Source organism: Nostoc sp. S13, assembly GCF_029379315.1.
GTDB lineage: Bacteria > Cyanobacteriota > Cyanobacteriia > Cyanobacteriales > Nostocaceae > Nostoc.
The window spans coordinates 1-18,338 of the sequence record NZ_JAQYWQ010000090.1 but is presented as its reverse complement, the minus strand read 5'-3'; the positions used below and the strand labels follow the sequence as shown (position 1 = coordinate 18,338).

Here is an 18,338-nt window from a genome sequence, read left to right as displayed (position 1 = left end):
GAGTGCGATCGCTATTGTTACTAAAAACTATTCTTAGCCCAGTTATGCTAAACATTGTTTAGATTTTCATTAAGCTAGGTGGAAATTGCTGAGTTATTTAGTTTACATTGATTTTCATCTAGCAAAAGCAAGCGATCAAGAAATGTATTAAGGTTACATTGCAACCTATCTACTGCGAATGTTGGAAAATATAAGTAGTCTTTACAAACAACGCCTGAAATTATGACGCTTACCGTCGAAGCTAGCAGCCTATCTCTCAACGATGTTCATCGGTTTCTCAAACTAGAAAAGCTTTCTAATGCTTCATTCGTAGACTTTTTAAGTCTAGAACCACTTTCTGAGTTTGAACAGCAGGATTTATTAAAAATCAGAAACGACTTTGATCGCTATTTAAGCGCTAGGAAAATTTCTGAAGGTTTAGTTAAATTCTTAACGATCGCACCTTTGATGCGGTTAGCTGGATTTTACGATGTGCCGATTCGGTTGACAATGGAAGATAGCATTGCGATCGCAGTCGAAGATGAAGACAGAAGAATTACCGGACGGATGGATATTTTAGCAATCAACAATCCTCAAAGTAATATTCTGCCACCATTTTGGGTTGTAGTGATTGAAACGAAAAACAGTGCGATAGAAGTGGGTGAGGGTTTACCTCAATTACTCACTTATGCTTTTAAAAGTTTAGAGCAGCAGTCATCAGTTTGGGGTTTGGTAACTAACGGACTGCGTTATCAATTTGTTTATCTAAGACGTGACGAGCAGCCAAGTTATCAGTTAATGCCATTATTAAGTCTGAATGAATCTCCAAAGGCAATAGAGTTATTACAAGTTTTCAAAGCTATCTGCAAGTTACCGAATTTTCAGTAAAATGAACGTAAATCGGGGAGCGATCGCTGATGTCTGAACCTGCTACCATAGAAATTATCTCTAATGGTATTTCAGAAGACGAAGTTATTTTTCCTCCTGGTGATATACTGAGTGACGAACCACCCTTGGAAAGTGACCTGCATCGTGACCAAATCGATTTGCTGATTCGCATCTTTAAATTATGGTGGCGAGAAAGGCAAGACTTGTATGCTTCTGGTAATTTGACGATTTATTACAGTACGGCAGTCCCCGCACAGCGCTGCCTCCATAAACAGAAAAAATCAGAATATTTCCGTGGCCCAGACTTTTTTGTAGTTTTGGGAACCGAGAAAAAAGACCGTAAGAGTTGGGTAGTTTGGCAAGAAGAGGGCAAATATCCAAACTTGATTGTGGAAATTTTGTCAAGTTCAACGCAGCAGTTGATAAAGGCTTAAAAAAACAAGTTTACCAGGATACCTTCCGTACAACAGATTATTTCTGGTTTTATCTTGTAACAATGGAACTTCAGGGATTTCATTTAGTAGATGGTAAGTATCAAGAAATTCAACCTAGCACTGATGCACGTTTGTGGAGTCAGCAGTTAGAACTTTATTTGGGAGTTTATGAAGGTAAATTAAGATTCTTCACTACTGAAAATCAATTAATACTATCATCTGAAGAACTGGCCCAACAGGCAGACGAACGCGCCCAACAGGCAGAGCAAGAAATTGCTCGACTGCGGGAGGTTTTACGTATACGGGGCATCGACCTAGAGAATATTTAATGACATCAGGAAATTAAGTAAAGACATTTTCAAGTTAAAATTTAGTTATAAGTGCGTGAAAAAAGTCTCATCTTCTGAAAGTAGGGCATCGTTTGCAAGCTATAGAGATTAAGGAGAAGCTAAAGTCCCTTATCGAGCAAGCCTCCTCGATAGATCATAATTTAGCGACAAGATTAGATGAAATCAATCGTTGGGTAAAGAATATTAAGCCAGGTTCCCTAACTGCAAAACCTTTTGTCATTGCCTTTCTGCTAGAGGTGATTACGGATTCTACAATTTGGCTGATAATCAAATCCTTACCTTCAGAAGAAGAACAAAAAGCAAAGTTCGAGCAAATGACGCCGATTGAGAGATACTGGTATGCTTATCTCTTTCCCAGATGGTTCAATGCTAGTGACTCCAAATTTTATATTTGGAAACAAAAATTAATGGCAGGCGAATTTAATCAGCTTGATGATGATATCATTAAATTAATCGCTCAAGATATTGTCAGTCGAGAAGGTAGTTTTTGGCAGCGTTATATTGCCGACCTTTCTATGGCAACAGATTTAATTGTTAGTCGTAACAATGAACCACTGTGCGTTCAAGTTACCAGTGTCTCTGAAGAACTTAATTACCAAAAGTACCAAGCTTGGCAAAATACACTGCGATCGTGGGAAATCGAGAGAGGACTCTTCTTAAGTTACAATCCCAAGGATGCTAACTTTGTCAACCAATTAGTGAATGTGGCACTGTATAACAGTGATTACCTCTCTGGTGGCAAATATTTAAAATTTTCGTGAAATTTCTGGAATATCAAATTCCAGATTTAGATTCTAGCCTAAATACTTACCTGCTAATTACAGCTTTTATGGCTAACAAAAGAGAAACTCAGAGCTGCAACAATCAAGTAGACACATTTGCGGAAGCTTTAGCAACAGCCAGACAAATGCAGCAAAGCTGGCTAACTTACGGGGTTGATTTTGTCAATTTTTACGTTGAAGATGTAGATGGAGACTGGCTGGAAACATGGAAACATGACGAAATATTAGGTAATCATCGATTAGATGCTATTAAAGAATTTTTGGTAAGTAATGATAATGTAGCTATCAAGGTAAGAGAGCATTTAGGAGAGCGATCGCTGTTTGATTTTGCAGTAAACTTAGAAGAATCTTGGAGAATTTCTGAAACCGATGACAGGCTATCTGCTGTGAGGAATCTGTTAGCTGGTGAAGGAAATAATGTTGATACAGATGATATTAGGTTAGTGGATTTAGCAAATAGTCTGCTGGTAAAGTTGGCAGAGATTTTGTGAGATTTAAAATTATGTTGTAGAAAATTGCTTCCAGAGGCTATTTACATTTATTCTTCACGTTGAAGCATTGATATTGAAGTTTGAGCATTTGTTACAATAGTTCAATTTTTTCTTATCAATGCTGAAGCAATTGTTACTCACGTTAAAGCATTTATAAGAAACGTTTAAGCATTTGTTGCAAACGTTAAATATTTTCTTATCAATGCTGAAGCAATTGTTACTCACGTTAGAACTTTGGTTAATAACGTTGAAAATTTTCTCTTACAGCGTACACTCGACTTTCACGAGAGAAACTAGATTAGGCTTTATATCTCTGGAATTTAAACATCTGTTATTGTATCCATCAGTCAAGATGTCGGTGGATAAGGTAGGATATTTTGGAAGCAATCACAGCTGGTGCGATCGCAACTCTTGCTTTTACTAAAGCATTTGAGAAAACCATTGAGAAATTCACTGAAGCAGCTCTTGTTAAAATGGATGAGCTGCGAAAAAAGATTTGGGGCAAGTTACGGGGAAATCTGAAAGCAGAAACGGCCCTCCTTGCTGCTGAAAAAGGCTGGAAACCCGATTTAGACAGGGTTGCTGCTTACTTGCAGATAGTTTAGTTTTACATGAAGAACCGGAGTTTGCTACGCCAAATGTTACCGCGTTAGGATAACGCACCATTTCAGGTTTTCAGTGCGTTACAGAAGCCTTAACACATGCTACATCTTTTTAACGCCCAAAGAGCAGTTTGGTATCAAAAATTACTTTTATCAATATAGCTTTAGCAAAAAAGTTAAATAAGTTTCCATCTTTGGGAACTATAACCTATGAAGCTCAGGCAAGTAGGGTAAAAGCATTGATTAATGAAACTGCGGAACTTTTGTACCCCTCTGTGGAGAAATTGGTTAAGGAGATTGTGGCGGTTAACCACGCTTGGAAAGTAGCTTGTGAATTATTTGGACAAGATTCACACCTATCTATTTCTTCGCGGGATTTAAAAACCTGTTTGCAAGTACGTTTACTGCGAAGCTATGCACCAGAAGAGGTTTATCTAATTGAGGACAAAAAGGCAAAGGGTGAACCACTTTACAGCTTATGTCTCCGAGAAGCTATAGGAGACCGCCTGTATGTAGAACATCTCCCAATGCGGATAGCTGAGGAAGTTCTTACAGATAAAGAATTAAAGCAATTCAAAAAGATATAACCAAGATAAACAAGAGGGGTGCAGCGTGGAAATAGCAAAAGTTTTGAACATTATTTGGCATAGTGAACCTTTTCATTGGGCAACTGCTTTTGTATTAGTAGTCGCAATTATTATCGAACTTCACACATTATGGCAGTATTGGCTCTCTGAGTGTGGCGCAACTGAAGCCTCGATTAAAATTTTGATGAAAAAGGGTAAAAATGTAAAGCTTTCAAACGAAGTTCGCAACTGGTTAAAAAAGCATTTAGGAACCGATGATCTAAGCATAATTAGTCAACAAGCGCAAAAGGATGGCGAGTTCGTACTGATAAAGTATCCATCTGTCTTAGCCCGCCCAATTCCTCGAAGTTCCCTGCGTTTTGTGACAACCTTGTGTACTGCCATTGGTCTTTTAGGAACCTTTTATGGTATATAACTTGGACTCCAAGGAATCAATTTATCTACAGAAGATCCCAAAGAACTGATGACTGCTAGTAAAGAGCTACTCGTGGGAATGAAAACAGCTTTCTCCACTTCGATGATGGGGCTTGGTTCTGGTAGCTTGTTTCTTCTAGTTTTGTTTGGGTGTGATTCACTACGGCAGAAACGACGTGATAGTTTACGTCACAAATTAAAGGCGATCGCAACCTTAAAAACAACAGACAATAACAATAGTGATCTAGTTGAGGCATTTATCCGTGTAGGAGATAAATTGTCAGGCTTAAATCAACCTAGTGCTGAAGCCATTGGTCAAGCTGTAGGTAGGAGTATTGCAGAACAATTCGCAGGTTTAAATCAGTTGTCAGCCCAAGCTATTGGTTTAGCCGTGCGTCAGCAGATATTTCCAGCTTTAGAAGCAATATTCAAAGAACAGAAACAACTCCGAGTACTCCAAGAAAATCAGGGACAGAGAGTTTTAGAAGAACTAATCAAAGATTTGCGAATTCAGGTACTCGAACCGATTGCAGATCGACTAGATAGAAGTGCAGAGTTAACCCAACAAGCTTCCGAAGCTGTGCTGACTCTGCATAGAGAATTGGGGGGTATATCTCAAAGTTTGGCAAGTTCCATCCTGACAATTCAGAACTTTCAAAAAGAAACTTTGGTAGAACTCAAAGTATTCGCTAACCATCTGGGATACACTCTCAATCAATTCCAAACAGATACAAAAGGTGTTTTACAACAAACAGCCGACGAAATTAATCGAGCTGTAGATCAGAGTATCCAGGGAATGACAGCCCAGCGAAGTGCTTTTGAAACAAGTGCAGTGCAAGCTGCTGCTACCTTCCGAGGAATTCGAGAGGAACTTCAGACAGCGCTACAAGAACGCGCAGCAGTAGAAAAGCAGATGCTTCAAGCTACTCAGACTGGAATTAGCCAAATTCTCACCGAAGGAAATAGAACCTTTCATGAGCAAACTAATACTCTACAAACAGTGGGTAATCAAGCTTCTGGTTTGATGAATGATGCGAAGGATAATCTTCTGGCTACTTTAGGAAATATCGATGCAACACTCACAGCAACTCGTCATACAGTAGAAGATGATTTGACAAGATTTAGGCAAGAATATCAAACAAATTTACAGACGTTCTTTGAACAACAAAACGATTTACTTGAGGGGACACTAGGCAGACAACAAGAAGGATTATCTGGTGTTGTGAACAATCTCGATCAAGTCTTCAGAGAGGAATTTGGAAGACGTAGTAAATTGACTCAGGAAGTAGACGAAAGTATGACAAAAATTCAGAAGTCTGTCGAACAAATTAACCAATTAGTTATTGCGGCTGGATTACACAATTCACAACGACTAATACAACTAGCAAATCTTACTACTGATATTGCCAAGCAAGTGAACATAGTTGACAATTCGTACAGAAATTTGAATCAAAAATTTGATCATAGTCTTCAGTCTTGGCAGAGTCATCTTGAAGTTTCTATGCAAAGGAATGTTGACTCACAAGTAAACTTTTTCCAACAAGCAGATACTTCTATGTCTAGAGTTTGCGGACGTTTACTAGAGACAGCAAAATTGCTAGCTGCTGCAAATGATAACCGTCAATTGCGTAATGGAGGAAGCAATCATGGATGATTTTATCAGAAGTGAAGTTCATGCAGAAATTATAGAGGATGATGACTCTAGTATCTATTTGTCTATTGCCGAGCTGATGTCTAGTTTACTAATGTTTTTTGCTTTGCTGTTTATCACCGCACTACTCCAGCTTGCAGAAAAGGATGTACCAAAACGGGTAGTAATTGGTAATGTTGTGGGACAGATGAAAAGCAACAATATCAATGTTAAAGTCAACCCAGATAATGGGGATGTAAGTATCCAAGAATCAATTCTTTTTGCCAAGGGAAGTACAGAACTTAAACCAGAAGGTAAAGCCTTTCTACGTCGCTTTATTCCTGTTTACAGTGGGGTGATTTTCTCCAAACGAGAATTTGATCAGGAAATTAGCCGCGTAGTTATAGAAGGTCATACTAGCTCGGAAGGAGATGACAAAACCAATCTACAACTAAGCTTGTTGCGAGCATCATCAGTTTACACATACATTTTTTATGATATGAATTTCTCTACCAAAGCACCTTTAAGTCAGAAAATATTAGCTGCTGGTCGTGGAGAAATTGAATCTGACAAGAAACGTGATAATCCAGGCGATCGCAAGGTAGTTTTCCGCTTTCAGTTTCGCAGTGATGAGTTAAAGAAAGATATCCTAAAAACCTCTCTTTAAAGGAGCTAAAATATTGAATTTTCAGTTTTCCATTGCTTCACTACCTGAAACTCCCCAGTGTAGTCCTAATCAACTTATTCAGCTTGCAAGTAACTTACCAGATGCAACAATATCAATACCAAGTGTTGATAAAATATTGGAAGCTATTGAACAGGGTAAAGATGATCAAGTAAGTCCGTTGGACTGGATTTACTGCATCCATGCTAAAGCACAGTGGGATCAACAAAATCTTGACCGATGCAGGAAAACATCAGCAGCTATTTGGAAGGTAGCAATTTATAATTCATGGCTGCAACATCAGCTATTGTGGCGTTTGGCTGTTTATTAGAGTGGTCAGCGAGAACAGGTGTTAGCACAGTCTTTAGCTGAATCTTTTGATGTCTTTGCTAATTCTGACTTAGTTAGTCACCTGCTACCAGTTCAAATTATTCGGGCGATTTGCAGTAAACAAGCAGGTAGAGAATTAGCAAAAATTGCTTGTGAACAGCGTGTTAATCGAACTGAATTACTAAATAATATCCGAGAAGATTTACCTGTTTGGATTCCATTATTCACCAAGTTCACAGAAGACATGACTCCCTATTTTACTACAATTCGCTCTCCAAATCAGCAGCAGGAAAAATGGCTGTTAAGTTGTTTAGATGAAATGTCAAATAGTCAGCAAATAAAGGCTGTTAATCATTTGCTAACTAATGTTTCTAATGATATAGCAAGCAATTATTCTTTACTAGTTGATTGGTTGAGACATAACTATAGAAATGGTGAAAATTGGTATAAGCTTTCAGATCCTGCAAGGCAAAGACTTCGAGAGTGGATTGGAGGGATCAATTATGGTGATTTCCAAAAGTTAGTAAATCTCATATTGAACAGGCTCGATTTACAAAACTTCGAGTCAAATAGGCTATGTAGTCGCAGGGACTTTTGGGCTAATTACAGTAACCGCTTTGAACGGCTTCACATCTTTTTACCCACGACATCAAAAATTGCCATAGGGTATCAAATCGAAGGTGATATTGATCTATTAGAGGATGATGGTAGCGATCCGACAGAAGTTTGTATATTCGATTTTTGTGAGTGGTTTGTAGTCGAATTCTTTCGTGGAAGAGGTGGTGAAACGCGCCTGTTTCCTAAAAATTCCACAAATGAGCAAATCCTTTTTGGTGAATCCACTCTTTCAGTCAAGCGGATTCGCTGTCTGGGTGGTGATAAGCACGATCATGAATTTCTTTGGCAGGTATTTTCCCGTATCTGGCTTGCAAATAATGGAATTTTACCTAATCCAAATACCCAGCCTTCCAGAAACCCTACAACATCTCAATTACAAGACCGAGAAAACAGGCTTGAGCGGTGGAAAAGAGAAATTGAATATCTGGAATGGGAAGCTAGAGCCGCAGCAAATAAGAACACACCCAAAATATCTTTAAATTCTAAATCGTCATAATTTTTCAATATTTCCTCAGTAGTCATATTAGAACTGAGCAGTTACAAAATAAACTCAACTGGATAACGAAGTCCTCGAATACAGGGTTTACCGTGGCAGATATTTGGATTATGAGTGATGCGTTGTAGAAGTGTGTTATCCATGCTGCCAGTAATCCATAAAAGTTACGTTCACCTAATGAAGTTATAGCGCTTGGAGAGCGATAGAAAATATAAACTCATTATTGTGCCTGAGTCTTTCTCAAAGCTTGGTTCTTTTGACGTAGTTGCTCGATTACTTCTCTACCGTCGAGTCGTTGTCCGCAATTAAGTTGCTCAACCCCGATAGCAATTTCTCTTTGCAGTTCCTCAAACCGACCCTTGTAAATACGTTCCCATTCCTCCAACAGCCGAATACCTGCAAGAATCACTTCTTCTGATGAGGTGTACTTCCCGCTTGCAACTTGACTTTGAATAAACTGCTCAAGCTCGGTTGTTAAGGAAATATTCATAAACTCTTACCATATTTTTGTTCTCATATTCTAATTCTAGTAGTCTGTCAAATTCATTTTGACGGTTAGAGAGACGCGATAAATCGCCGTCTCTACAAGGAATTTATCCGTCAATTAGTTCTTGACAGAGTACTAGATGCGAACTGACAGCAGTCCATTGCGATCGCTCGCATTAACTAGATATTAAAACTTTTGGTGTATTGACTTATACGCAAATTACCCCACTCACACGGCGATCGCACAGATTCAACCCTCTTCAAAATGCACCACAACCACGTTAAGCTGAATTAGAGTAGCAATTTATTGCGCTTTTTAACATGAAAATCTCTGTTTCTGTCAAATTTTAATTTTTTCTGCTTGAGAAACCCGGAATGCTAGACCAAATTTTTGATTACCTCAACTTTCATTTCAGCGTTGAAGCCCCAATAGTTCTGCTGATCCTGATATTTTTAGAGGCGGTGTTATCTGCCGACAACGCGATCGCTCTGGCTGCGATCGCTCAAGGGCTAGAAGACAAAGAACTTGAGCGTAAGGCCCTCAACTTTGGTTTAGTCGTTGCCTATGTGCTGCGAATCACCCTAATTCTCACGGCTACTTGGGTGCAACAATTCTGGCAATTTGAATTATTAGGTGCTGCTTACCTGCTGTGGTTGGTATTCCAACACTTTACCTCTCAACAAAGTGAAGACGAAAAGCATCACGAACCGCGTTTTAGTTCGTTGTTGCAAGCAATACCCGTGATTGCGTTTACAGATTTGGCATTTTCTTTAGATAGCGTGACAACTGCGATCGCAGTTTCTCAAGAAAAATGGCTGGTGCTGACGGGTGCAACAGTTGGTATTATTACGCTGCGATTCATGGCGGGATTGTTTATCCGTTGGCTAGATGAATATGAAAACCTAGAAGACGCAGGCTATATAACTGTAGCGTTGGTAGGCTTGCGCTTGTTGTTGAAAGTGGTAAACGATGATCTAGTTCCACCAGAATGGATAATGATTCCTGCCATCTTCCTAATTTTAGGTTGGGGATTTTCCAAGCGTGTTGGCACCCAATTGCCCCAAGTAGAACCCGAAAAGAGCGAAATATCGAAGTAAGAAGAGGGGATGAGGAGGATGAGGAGGATGAGGAGGATGAGGAAGAATAAATAATAATTGTTTATTTACTCCCCCTACTCCCTAGTCCCCACTCCCCACTCCCTAATGTTTTACTCGTGCAACCAAGGCGTTAAGTGTGGTTGCCAATTAACCAATTCTTCATCCTTAAACCATAGGGCTATTTCCCGTTGCGCGGTTTCTTGAGCATCAGAACCGTGGATCAAATTGCGACCAATATTCAAGCCAAAATCGCCGCGAATTGTTCCTGGCTCTGCTGTTAAGGGGTTCGTCGCACCAATAATCTTTCTGGCTGATGCAACCACGCCATCACCTTCCCATACCATCGCCACGACTGGGCTAGAAGTGATAAATTCGACTAAACCAGCAAAAAAGGGACGTTCCCGGTGAACATCATAGTGTTGTTCAGCCAATTGCCGACTAACTTTTAGGAACTTTAAACCAACTAGGGTAAAACCTTTAGTTTCAAAGCGACGGATAATTTCCCCCACTAATCCCCTCTGTACTCCATCAGGCTTAATTGCTAAGAATGTGCGTTCCAAAGCGATCTCCAAAAACTTAATGAATTTTTTATCTGGTCAATTGTAAGAGAAGTTCTGTTCGCCGGAAGTCGGCGCACCCTGCGGGATCTTGCTACAGACTTCTCTGTTTGTCGTTTGTCCAAGGGTTTTGCACTAATGATCAATAGACCTCTTGCAAAAGTCCCTAACACCCCACCCCCAGCCCCTCCCCGATGCTTTGGGGGGAGACTTTGACGTAAGTCAAAGGCGGGGTGGGGTTCTTATTTTTGATTTATGCAAGAAGTCTAATGATCAATGACTAATGACTCTTGACCAATCAGAGTTTATCTCAGAAATTATCTTTGGGTACATATACGTTCTCATACGAATGCGCTAAATTGTTAATTTGTGGGTGAAAAACAGAGGTTAGGAAGAAATGGGTGTTGAGTCAACTGCTACATCTGACGAGGTGGTACCAGTACCGTCCAATGGACAGAAATCTGAAGTGAAAAATCATAAGCAAAAAAAACTGTTACCACCTAGTCCTACCACAGGAGATTTACCTCGTTCCTGGAAAATTGAGGATAGCGAAGCGTTATACCGGATTGAAGGTTGGGGACAACCTTATTTTTCCATTAACGCTGCTGGACACGTCACCGTTGCACCCAAGGGTGATCGCGGGGGTTCTCTAGACTTGTTTGAATTGGTCAACGCCATGAAACAGCGCAACTTGGGACTTCCCATGTTGATTCGCTTTTCCGATATTTTAGAAGATCGGATTGAGCGGCTAAATGCTTGTTTTAATAAAGCGATCGCCCGCTACAACTACCCTGGCATCTACCGTGGCGTGTTTCCCGTCAAGTGCAATCAAGAGCGGCATTTGATTGAAGATTTAGTGAAATTTGGCAAGCCCCATCAATTTGGCTTAGAAGCCGGTTCCAAGCCAGAATTAATGATTGCTCTAGCTGTATTGGATACACCAGGAGCATTGTTAGTTTGCAACGGCTACAAAGACCGAGAATACATCGAAACGGCAATGTTAGCCCAAAGACTAGGGCAAACACCAATCATCGTCTTAGAACAGATTGAAGAGGTTGATTTGGTGATTGATGCCAATCGTCAGTTAGGTATTAAGCCGATTTTGGGGGTTCGTGCTAAACTCAGTACCCAAGGCATGGGACGTTGGGGAGCCTCTAGTGGCGATCGCGCTAAATTTGGTTTGACAATGCCTGAGGTAATCGAAGCTGTTGATAAGTTACGAGAAGCCAACCTGCTCGATTCTTTGCAGTTGATGCACTTCCATATTGGCTCACAAATCTCTGCCATTAATGTGATTAAAGATGCCATCCAAGAAGCCAGCCGCATTTATGTGGAATTGTCGATGCTGGGGGCAGATATGAAATACCTTGATGTTGGTGGTGGGTTGGGCGTAGATTACGATGGCTCCCAAACCAACTTCTATGCATCCAAAAATTACAACATGCAGAACTATGCCAACGACATCGTGGCAGAATTAAAAGATACCTGTGCTGAACGGCAGATTCCCGTACCAACACTGATTAGCGAAAGTGGACGAGCGCTCGCTTCCCATCAGTCGCTACTGATTTTTGATGTTCTCAGTACTAGCGATGTCCCCCTCGACGCACCAGAACCTCCGCAAGAAGGAGAATCCCCAATTATTAATTATCTTTGGGAAAGCTATCAATCGATCAACCAAGAGAATTACCAAGAGTTATACCACGATGCTGCACAATTCAAAGAAGAAGCGATTAGCCGCTTTAACTTAGGAATTTTACGCCTCAGAGAACGAGCCAAGGCCGAACGCCTCTACTGGGCTTGTTGTCAGAAAATTCTCAATATAACTAGACAGCAAGAATACGTACCCGATGAACTGGAAGACCTAGAAAAAATTATGGCTTCCATCTACTACGTGAATATGTCAGTGTTTCAATCGGCACCAGATTGCTGGGCGATCGATCAGCTATTCCCAATTATGCCCATCCACAGGTTGGATGAAGAACCAACGCGGCGAGGAATTTTAGCAGACCTCACCTGTGACAGTGATGGTAAAATCGACCGCTTTATTGACCTGCGCGATGTCAAATCAGTTTTAGAGTTGCACACCTACAAGCCCGGAGAACCCTATTATTTGGGGATGTTCTTGAATGGAGCTTACCAAGAAATCATGGGCAATTTGCACAACCTATTTGGCGACACGAACGCCGTTCACATCCAATTAACGCCCAAAGGCTACCAAATTGAACACGTTGTCAAAGGTGACACCATGAGCGAAGTAGTGAGCTACGTTCAGTATGACTCCGAAGATATGGTAGAAAACATTCGCCAGCGTTGCGAGAAAGCATTAGAAGAAAAGCGCATCACCCTAGCGGAATCTCAGCGACTGCTGCAAACCTACGAGCAGAGTCTCAGAAGATATACGTACTTAAATAGTTAGCATTGGGCATTGGGCATTGGGCATTGGGCATTGGGCATTGGGCATTGATTATTCCCCTTGTCTCCCTTGTCTCCCTTGTCTCCCTTGTCTCTCTTGTCTCTCTATTCCCCATGCCCCATGCCCCATACCCTAATTTGCGTTTGTCCCCAACAATTCCTCTATCGCTTGTTGCTCAACAGGGATATGTGATGGCACTGTCTGACGGGCATCGGTAATCAGCCAATCTAAAGCAGCCGCTTGAACATCTATAGCAGCGCCAGTTTTATCCACGCAATAACGTCCAAATACCAGTTTATCGACTAACCGGACTCCAGGCCCCAGGCGCGACCATTCAAAAATCACGCTGTTATCTACTGTTGCGCCACTACATATCCAACAATTGGGGCCAATCATCGCTGGGCCGACAATTTTAGCTCCGTCTTCGATTCTTGTCATCCCACCAATGTAAACTGGGCCTGTGATATCCACTTTGTCCCAATTTATGGCGACATTTAAACCAGTGTAGATACCAGGGGCAACTTCATGACCAGGGATTTGCACATTTTTGATTTCACCCAGCAGTACACCGCGAATCGCCCGCCAATAGTCTGGTACTTTACCAATATCTACCCATTCAAAGTCCATAGGGATGGCGTAGAAAGGGGCTTTGATTTCTACCAATTTGGGAAACAATTGGCTACCAATGTCATATTCCACACCAGAGGGAATATAGTTAAAAACCTCTGGCTCAAAGATGTAAATACCTGTGTTGATGTTGGTGCTGAGGGCTTCTTCAGTTGAAGGTTTTTCTTGGAAAGCTTTGACGCGACTATCTTCGTCAGTCACAACCACACCATAGCTAGAAACTTCTTCCTTGGGTACAGATTTAGTGATAATAGTAGCGATCGCCCCTTTAGCTTTATGCCATTTAACTGCCGCAGTTAAATCCAAGTCAATCAAAGCATCACCGCACAAAACCACAAAGGTATCATCAAAAAACGGTGAGAAGTCTTGGATGCGGCGCATTCCTCCAGCTGAACCGATTGCTTCCCCTTCCAGTTTGCCGTCGTCATCAATTTTCCCTTCAAAGGAATAGGCAATCTGTACTCCAAACCGTTGACCATCACGGAAATAGTTTTCTATTTCTTCAGCCAAATGACTAACGTTGACCATAATCTGGTCAAATCCATGTTGGCGTAACAGTTCCAGCAAGAACTCCATCACTGGCTTTTGCAGGATGGGAATCATCGGTTTGGGAATTGTATAGGTAATCGGACGCACGCGAGTACCCTTACCAGCCGCGAGAATCATCGCTTTCATAAAAATTTATTCCTCAACCACAAGCCAGTTTACTTTTATCGAGTGATACTTAATCATCAGTTTTTATTTCTGCTCTAAGTTATCCTTCTAGACAGGGATAACAGGAATTAGTGGTTGTTGCAACCATAAGTATACTTAGATGACAAGCGATCGCTTATCTTTTCAATTTACTCGGATTTTGGGGCTGAAGCAAAAATCTCTAAATTATCTGTAAAGCTATCTTTGGCTTTCTTAGTTCATCGGGTGCTCAAAAGGTTTGCAGGTGCTAGCTGAATCTCTAAGTAAGCGAATTTTAATCTCATGGTAAAACTCCTCTTGAAATAGCTCTACTTTCGATTGAGCCGAAAGTAGTAGTAGCGCCCAGAAAACGCTAACTAGGTTACTGTGTTTAGACTCATGTCCAGAGCCATTTTGGTTGATAAGCTTTGTCTGAGTCCACAACTCTACAAGTTGTTCTAAATTCAACCAATTTTGTTCTGAACTTAGTTCTCTTGCCGACAATTTCAACACCTGCTCCAGTTCCCCAGCCACTTCTGTCAGATTTTCCTGGTGAGCTAACTCTAGCGCCTCCCGCATACTTTGGACGCTAGGCTGACGCTTGGGACGGATAGGTTTACTGACTTTTTCTACCAGTTTCAGTTGGTCAGCCATGATCTGCAATTGCTTGATTAACTCTTGCAGAGTCACGCGGCGCTTTGGTGGTGGCATTGCTGCTGGACGACGACGCAATTGACGTTCTAATGGTAAACGATGACCCTGATGTGATACACCGTCTTCATCTGACAATAGAGCATCATCTATTACACCATCCTGTACATCTCCTACTGTTGACAATTGCATCAAAGTATTAGCTTTGAATAATACCAGCATTGATGCTGACAAAAATGCTTGTCCAGATTGAGACAAGTCCGCTTCATAGCCTCTTGTTATTGCCTCCGGTGCCATCAGTTCTAAGTAACGGTCAATCACCTCAATCACTTGGACATCCCAAGGATCAATTTCCCCCTGCTGGGCTTGATAAATCAAGAGTGTGATTGTTTCTAATAGCTCGGAAGCTTCCATCAACGGGTTCTAAGTTTATTAATGAGAATCAAAAGAGCGTAAATTCAACACTAAACTCATTGACTATTGGCAAAGCGTGTACTTTATACATTTGCTTGCGCTTCTTTTAATCAGGAATTGCCTGCTAGCAGCATCCTCTGAAATTTGTAATCAATCACCATTGTGAATTGTGAGATCAGATTGTGCAACTTTTGATTTGGACAATTCAATTTTAGATTTTGGATTTTGGATTAAAGAATTGAAATTTAATCCAAAATCCAAAATCCAAAATCTAAAATTCTTACTCCCCTGCCTCCTTAATCACGCGGAGGATCATGGGCAACAGTGACAGTTGATACAAAGTTAGTCGGCTTGCCGCTCTTGATCGCATCGAAAGTGCCTTTAATAGTACCAGCAATGGGAACAGCAACAAGCGTTCCCAACAACCCAGCAATCTCAAATCCCATCAAAATAGCCACAAAAATCCAGATGGGATTCAGTCCAATAAAGTTGCCGAGTAACCTGGGCGCTAACAGGTTATCTTTAAGCTGCTGCATGAGAATCGCCGCTATGGCAACTTGAACTGCCAACCACCAATTTTGCAACAGTACTAAAATCGTCACCAGACCAATGCCGAGAGACGCCCCGATAAAGGGAATGAGTTCTGAAATACCAATTAACATGGCAAACAACAGGGCAAAGGGCACCTTGATCACTAAGAAAATTGGTGTCAGGGTTAGCACCATAAAAAGTCCTAGCAACAACTGGCTGAGGAAGAAGTTTTGGAAATTTAGGCGCAAGGATCTGCCGAGAGGATCTGCAATATTAGAGGGCAAAAGATTGATTAGACCATACCAGACGCGATCGCCATATAAAAGCATATAAAATGCAAGCACGATGACTAACACTAAGTCAAGTAATCCTGACAGCAGTGTTCCAGCAAATCCCACTGCACCAGAAGCTAGCTGTTGTACCACATTCTGAATGTTGGCATTGATTTGACTGCTGACAACGGTCAGATCAATTCGCAAATGTCGTTTCTCTGCCAGCATCTCAAATTGCTTTAGGTTTGCTTGACTGGCGGTTAACCAATCAGGGATCTTATTTAAGAGTTGGATTGTTTGGTCAATGATCAACGGCACTAGGGTGATGCCCAGAATCCCAAACAGAGTTAAGGTTGCAAGTAAAACTATGATCACCGCCTGAGTGTGCGTGATCCGAGCACGTTCAAAGAACTTAACCGCGTAATTTAGGAGAAAAGCCAGAATCGCCGCAATGCTCAAGATCGTAATGGGATGCTGGAAATAACGAAAAAGCACAGACAGCAGCCAGACATTGAGAGCGATAATGGGACCGCTCAGACCATAAATTAACAGACGTTGAAAGGAGGCCGAACGGCGCATCTTATGCAACCTATTTTAGATATACCTTGAGAGAATTTTAAAAATTCTTGATGGCGTTGATCATCATCATAGATATTTTTAATAAAGATAAGTATAAGCGTATGTGATAGCAAGGAACCAAATTATAATGGACAAGACCGTAGCAGACCTTCGCAAAGACTATACCTTGGAAGGTTTGAGCGAACTCGAAGTAGACCTCAATCCTTTTATCCAATTTAAAAAATGGTTCGAGCAGGCACTAGCAGCGCAACTTCCTGAACCCAATGCCATGACCATTGCCACTGCCACGCCAGACGGTAAGCCCTTAGCCAGAATGGTGTTACTCAAGGATTTTGATCAACGGGGCTTTGCCTTCTTCACCAACTACAACAGTCACAAAGGACAAGAACTAGCACAAAATCCCCAGGCGGCTTTAGTCTTCTGGTGGGCAGAACTGGAGCGTCAAGTCCGAATTAGTGGGTATGTTGAGAAGGTTTCCGAAACTGAGTCCGACCAGTATTTTCACACTCGCCCTGCCAACAGTCGCCTGGGTGCGTGGGTATCTAATCAAAGCGAGGTGATAGAAAGCCGAGAAGTTCTGGAGCGACGCTTGCAGGAGTTTAAGAGCAAATATGAAAATGAGGAGATTCCTCGACCGCCTCATTGGGGAGGCTTACGAGTGATCCCCACAAAAATTGAGTTTTGGCAAGGACGCTCTAGTCGTCTGCACGATCGCTTGCTCTATAGCCGTTTAGATAATGGCACTTGGAAAATTGAGCGGTTGTCACCATAAGAAGATTTGGGGATTGGGCAATTCAATTTTGGATTTTGGTGAAGCAGCGCGGTCTTGGGGGTTTCCCCCATGAGTGACTGCACCAACCCGTTCGCGTAGCGTCTCCCCTTGGGAGAAGGGATTTTAGATTTTGGATTAAATTTCAATTCTTTAATCCAAAATCTAAAATTCTTACTGCTCCCCTGCCTCCCTTACCACTGAGCGATCGCATCTTGAATTGCTGCCCGTGCTTCTGATAAAGATTGGGTACGGACATCATCACCTTGGCTTATGCTCTTAGCGTTAATAAATTGAATATCTGTAAGCCCAATAAACCCGAAGATCGCCCGCAGGTATGGTTCTTGAAAGTTATAGGCAGCAGCAGGGGATGTTGCACTATAGTCACCGCCGCTAGCTGTAATGATAACTGCCTTTTTACCCTCGACTAACCCTCTAAAACCTTGAGCATTTAAAGCAACAGTCCGGTTAATACGAACGATTTGATCGATGTAAGCCTTGAAAGTGGAAGGTATATTAAAGTTATACATTGGCACTCCGAAAACATAGCGATCAGCAGCTAAAAATTCATTTACTAACTCGTCAGAAATCCTAATTGCCTCAGTTAATTCTGGAGTATGGGTTTCTGGTGGTGAAAATGCAGCTGCAATCCAAGGTTCATCAACGTGAGGAACTGGGTAATGCCCTAAATCTCGATAGGCGATCGCATCTTCAGGATGCGCTGTTTTCCAACCACTGATGAATTCCTTAGATAGTTCTCTGGAGTGCGATCGTTCTGCACGGGGGCTGGAATCAATATGTAGAATGTTTACCATCAAATATCTCCTGATTAACTAGTATTTCTGCTTTTACTTTTTTTGAATCTAAATTTCAAAGCATCACATCCAGATACTAAAAGTAACTAGTTACTAAAGTAAAGTAGTTACCATAAAGTAACTGTTGCACAATCTTAGAGGGTGTTTATAAATAAAAAATAAAGAGCACCGCAGTCCTGCACCCACAAC

The 18,338-nt window shown here is 41.4% G+C and carries 21 protein-coding genes and 1 pseudogene; 14 read left to right on the top strand and 8 right to left on the bottom strand.

What is annotated here, in order from left to right:
* Positions 1-222: 222 nt before the first annotated feature.
* From PUQ00_RS23500 to PUQ00_RS23450, 11 genes and pseudogenes are all read left to right on the top strand, one after another.
* A complete protein-coding gene (locus tag PUQ00_RS23500) occupies positions 223-867 on the top strand; it encodes a restriction endonuclease subunit R (protein ID WP_300421395.1) in 645 nt (214 codons plus the stop codon).
* Positions 868-896: 29 nt separating this feature from the next.
* A pseudogene (locus PUQ00_RS23495) lies at positions 897-1,630 on the top strand (Uma2 family endonuclease).
* Positions 1,631-1,722: 92 nt separating this feature from the next.
* Entirely contained in the window at positions 1,723-2,412 is a 690-nt protein-coding gene (locus PUQ00_RS23490; protein WP_300421393.1) for a hypothetical protein, read from the top strand.
* A 68-nt stretch (positions 2,413-2,480) separates the two neighbouring features.
* Entirely contained in the window at positions 2,481-2,924 is a 444-nt protein-coding gene (locus PUQ00_RS23485) for a hypothetical protein (protein ID WP_300421416.1), read from the top strand.
* 377 nt (positions 2,925-3,301) lie between these two features.
* Positions 3,302-3,529, top strand: a complete 228-nt coding sequence (locus PUQ00_RS23480; protein ID WP_300421391.1) for a hypothetical protein — start codon at positions 3,302-3,304, stop codon at positions 3,527-3,529.
* Between the two features lie 128 nt (positions 3,530-3,657).
* Positions 3,658-4,113 carry a hypothetical protein gene (locus tag PUQ00_RS23475; protein WP_300421390.1) on the top strand — a complete coding sequence of 152 codons (456 nt, stop codon included), beginning with the start codon at positions 3,658-3,660 and terminating at the stop codon, positions 4,111-4,113.
* Between the two features lie 25 nt (positions 4,114-4,138).
* Positions 4,139-4,528: a hypothetical protein gene (locus PUQ00_RS23470; RefSeq protein WP_300421388.1), complete on the top strand. Its 390-nt coding sequence runs from the start codon at positions 4,139-4,141 to the stop codon at positions 4,526-4,528.
* 48 nt (positions 4,529-4,576) lie between these two features.
* A complete protein-coding gene (locus PUQ00_RS23465) occupies positions 4,577-6,181 on the top strand; it encodes a hypothetical protein (RefSeq protein WP_300421387.1) in 1,605 nt (534 codons plus the stop codon).
* A complete protein-coding gene (locus tag PUQ00_RS23460; protein WP_300421385.1) occupies positions 6,174-6,824 on the top strand; it encodes an OmpA family protein in 651 nt (216 codons plus the stop codon). Before PUQ00_RS23465 ends, PUQ00_RS23460 begins: the two co-directional genes overlap by 8 nt.
* A 13-nt stretch (positions 6,825-6,837) precedes the next feature.
* Positions 6,838-7,152 carry a hypothetical protein gene (locus PUQ00_RS23455; protein WP_300421384.1) on the top strand — a complete coding sequence of 105 codons (315 nt, stop codon included), beginning with the start codon at positions 6,838-6,840 and terminating at the stop codon, positions 7,150-7,152.
* 18 nt (positions 7,153-7,170) lie between these two features.
* On the top strand, positions 7,171-8,265 hold the full coding sequence (locus PUQ00_RS23450) for an EH signature domain-containing protein (protein ID WP_300421383.1): 1,095 nt from the start codon (positions 7,171-7,173) through the stop codon (positions 8,263-8,265).
* A gap of 41 nt (positions 8,266-8,306) precedes the next feature.
* Here the strand turns inward: PUQ00_RS23450 and PUQ00_RS23445 are convergent, their stop codons facing one another.
* Positions 8,307-8,408 (bottom strand): DUF433 domain-containing protein, encoded by a 102-nt coding sequence (locus PUQ00_RS23445; protein WP_300421382.1) that lies wholly within the window; start codon positions 8,406-8,408, stop codon positions 8,307-8,309.
* Between the two features lie 77 nt (positions 8,409-8,485).
* Positions 8,486-8,755, bottom strand: a complete 270-nt coding sequence (locus PUQ00_RS23440) for a type II toxin-antitoxin system ParD family antitoxin (RefSeq protein WP_300421380.1) — start codon at positions 8,753-8,755, stop codon at positions 8,486-8,488.
* A gap of 371 nt (positions 8,756-9,126) precedes the next feature.
* On the opposite strand from PUQ00_RS23440, the gene PUQ00_RS23435 reads away from it, so the two are divergent.
* Positions 9,127-9,849 (top strand): DUF475 domain-containing protein, encoded by a 723-nt coding sequence (locus PUQ00_RS23435; protein ID WP_300421378.1) that lies wholly within the window; start codon positions 9,127-9,129, stop codon positions 9,847-9,849.
* A gap of 110 nt (positions 9,850-9,959) precedes the next feature.
* Here PUQ00_RS23435 and ndk read toward each other — a convergent pair whose 3' ends face one another.
* The gene (ndk, locus tag PUQ00_RS23430) at positions 9,960-10,409 is read right to left on the bottom strand and encodes a nucleoside-diphosphate kinase (protein WP_300421377.1); all 450 of its coding nucleotides are present in this window, start codon (positions 10,407-10,409) and stop codon (positions 9,960-9,962) included.
* A 394-nt stretch (positions 10,410-10,803) separates the two neighbouring features.
* On the opposite strand from ndk, the gene speA reads away from it, so the two are divergent.
* Positions 10,804-12,822, top strand: coding sequence for a biosynthetic arginine decarboxylase (speA, locus tag PUQ00_RS23425; RefSeq protein ID WP_300421376.1), 2,019 nt, complete (start codon positions 10,804-10,806; stop codon positions 12,820-12,822).
* Here speA and PUQ00_RS23420 read toward each other — a convergent pair.
* From PUQ00_RS23420 to PUQ00_RS23405, 4 genes are all read right to left on the bottom strand, one after another.
* Entirely contained in the window at positions 12,794-12,934 is a 141-nt protein-coding gene (locus PUQ00_RS23420) for a histidine kinase (RefSeq protein WP_300421375.1), read from the bottom strand. The two genes, speA and PUQ00_RS23420, sit on opposite strands and share 29 nt — an antisense overlap.
* Positions 12,935-12,951: 17 nt before the next feature.
* Complete coding sequence (locus PUQ00_RS23415; RefSeq protein WP_300421374.1) at positions 12,952-14,121, bottom strand: NDP-sugar synthase; 1,170 nt, start codon at positions 14,119-14,121, stop codon at positions 12,952-12,954.
* A 231-nt stretch (positions 14,122-14,352) separates the two neighbouring features.
* The gene (locus tag PUQ00_RS23410) at positions 14,353-15,183 is read right to left on the bottom strand and encodes a ScpA family protein (protein WP_300421372.1); all 831 of its coding nucleotides are present in this window, start codon (positions 15,181-15,183) and stop codon (positions 14,353-14,355) included.
* Between the two features lie 296 nt (positions 15,184-15,479).
* Positions 15,480-16,565 carry an AI-2E family transporter gene (locus PUQ00_RS23405; protein WP_300421370.1) on the bottom strand — a complete coding sequence of 362 codons (1,086 nt, stop codon included), beginning with the start codon at positions 16,563-16,565 and terminating at the stop codon, positions 15,480-15,482.
* A gap of 127 nt (positions 16,566-16,692) precedes the next feature.
* Here PUQ00_RS23405 and pdxH point away from each other — a divergent pair, with 127 nt between their 5' ends.
* Positions 16,693-17,337: a pyridoxamine 5'-phosphate oxidase gene (gene pdxH / locus PUQ00_RS23400; protein WP_300421368.1), complete on the top strand. Its 645-nt coding sequence runs from the start codon at positions 16,693-16,695 to the stop codon at positions 17,335-17,337.
* 191 nt (positions 17,338-17,528) lie between these two features.
* Here pdxH and PUQ00_RS23395 read toward each other — a convergent pair whose 3' ends face one another.
* Positions 17,529-18,149, bottom strand: a complete 621-nt coding sequence (locus PUQ00_RS23395) for an FMN-dependent NADH-azoreductase (protein ID WP_300421366.1) — start codon at positions 18,147-18,149, stop codon at positions 17,529-17,531.
* Positions 18,150-18,338: the final 189 nt, after the last annotated feature.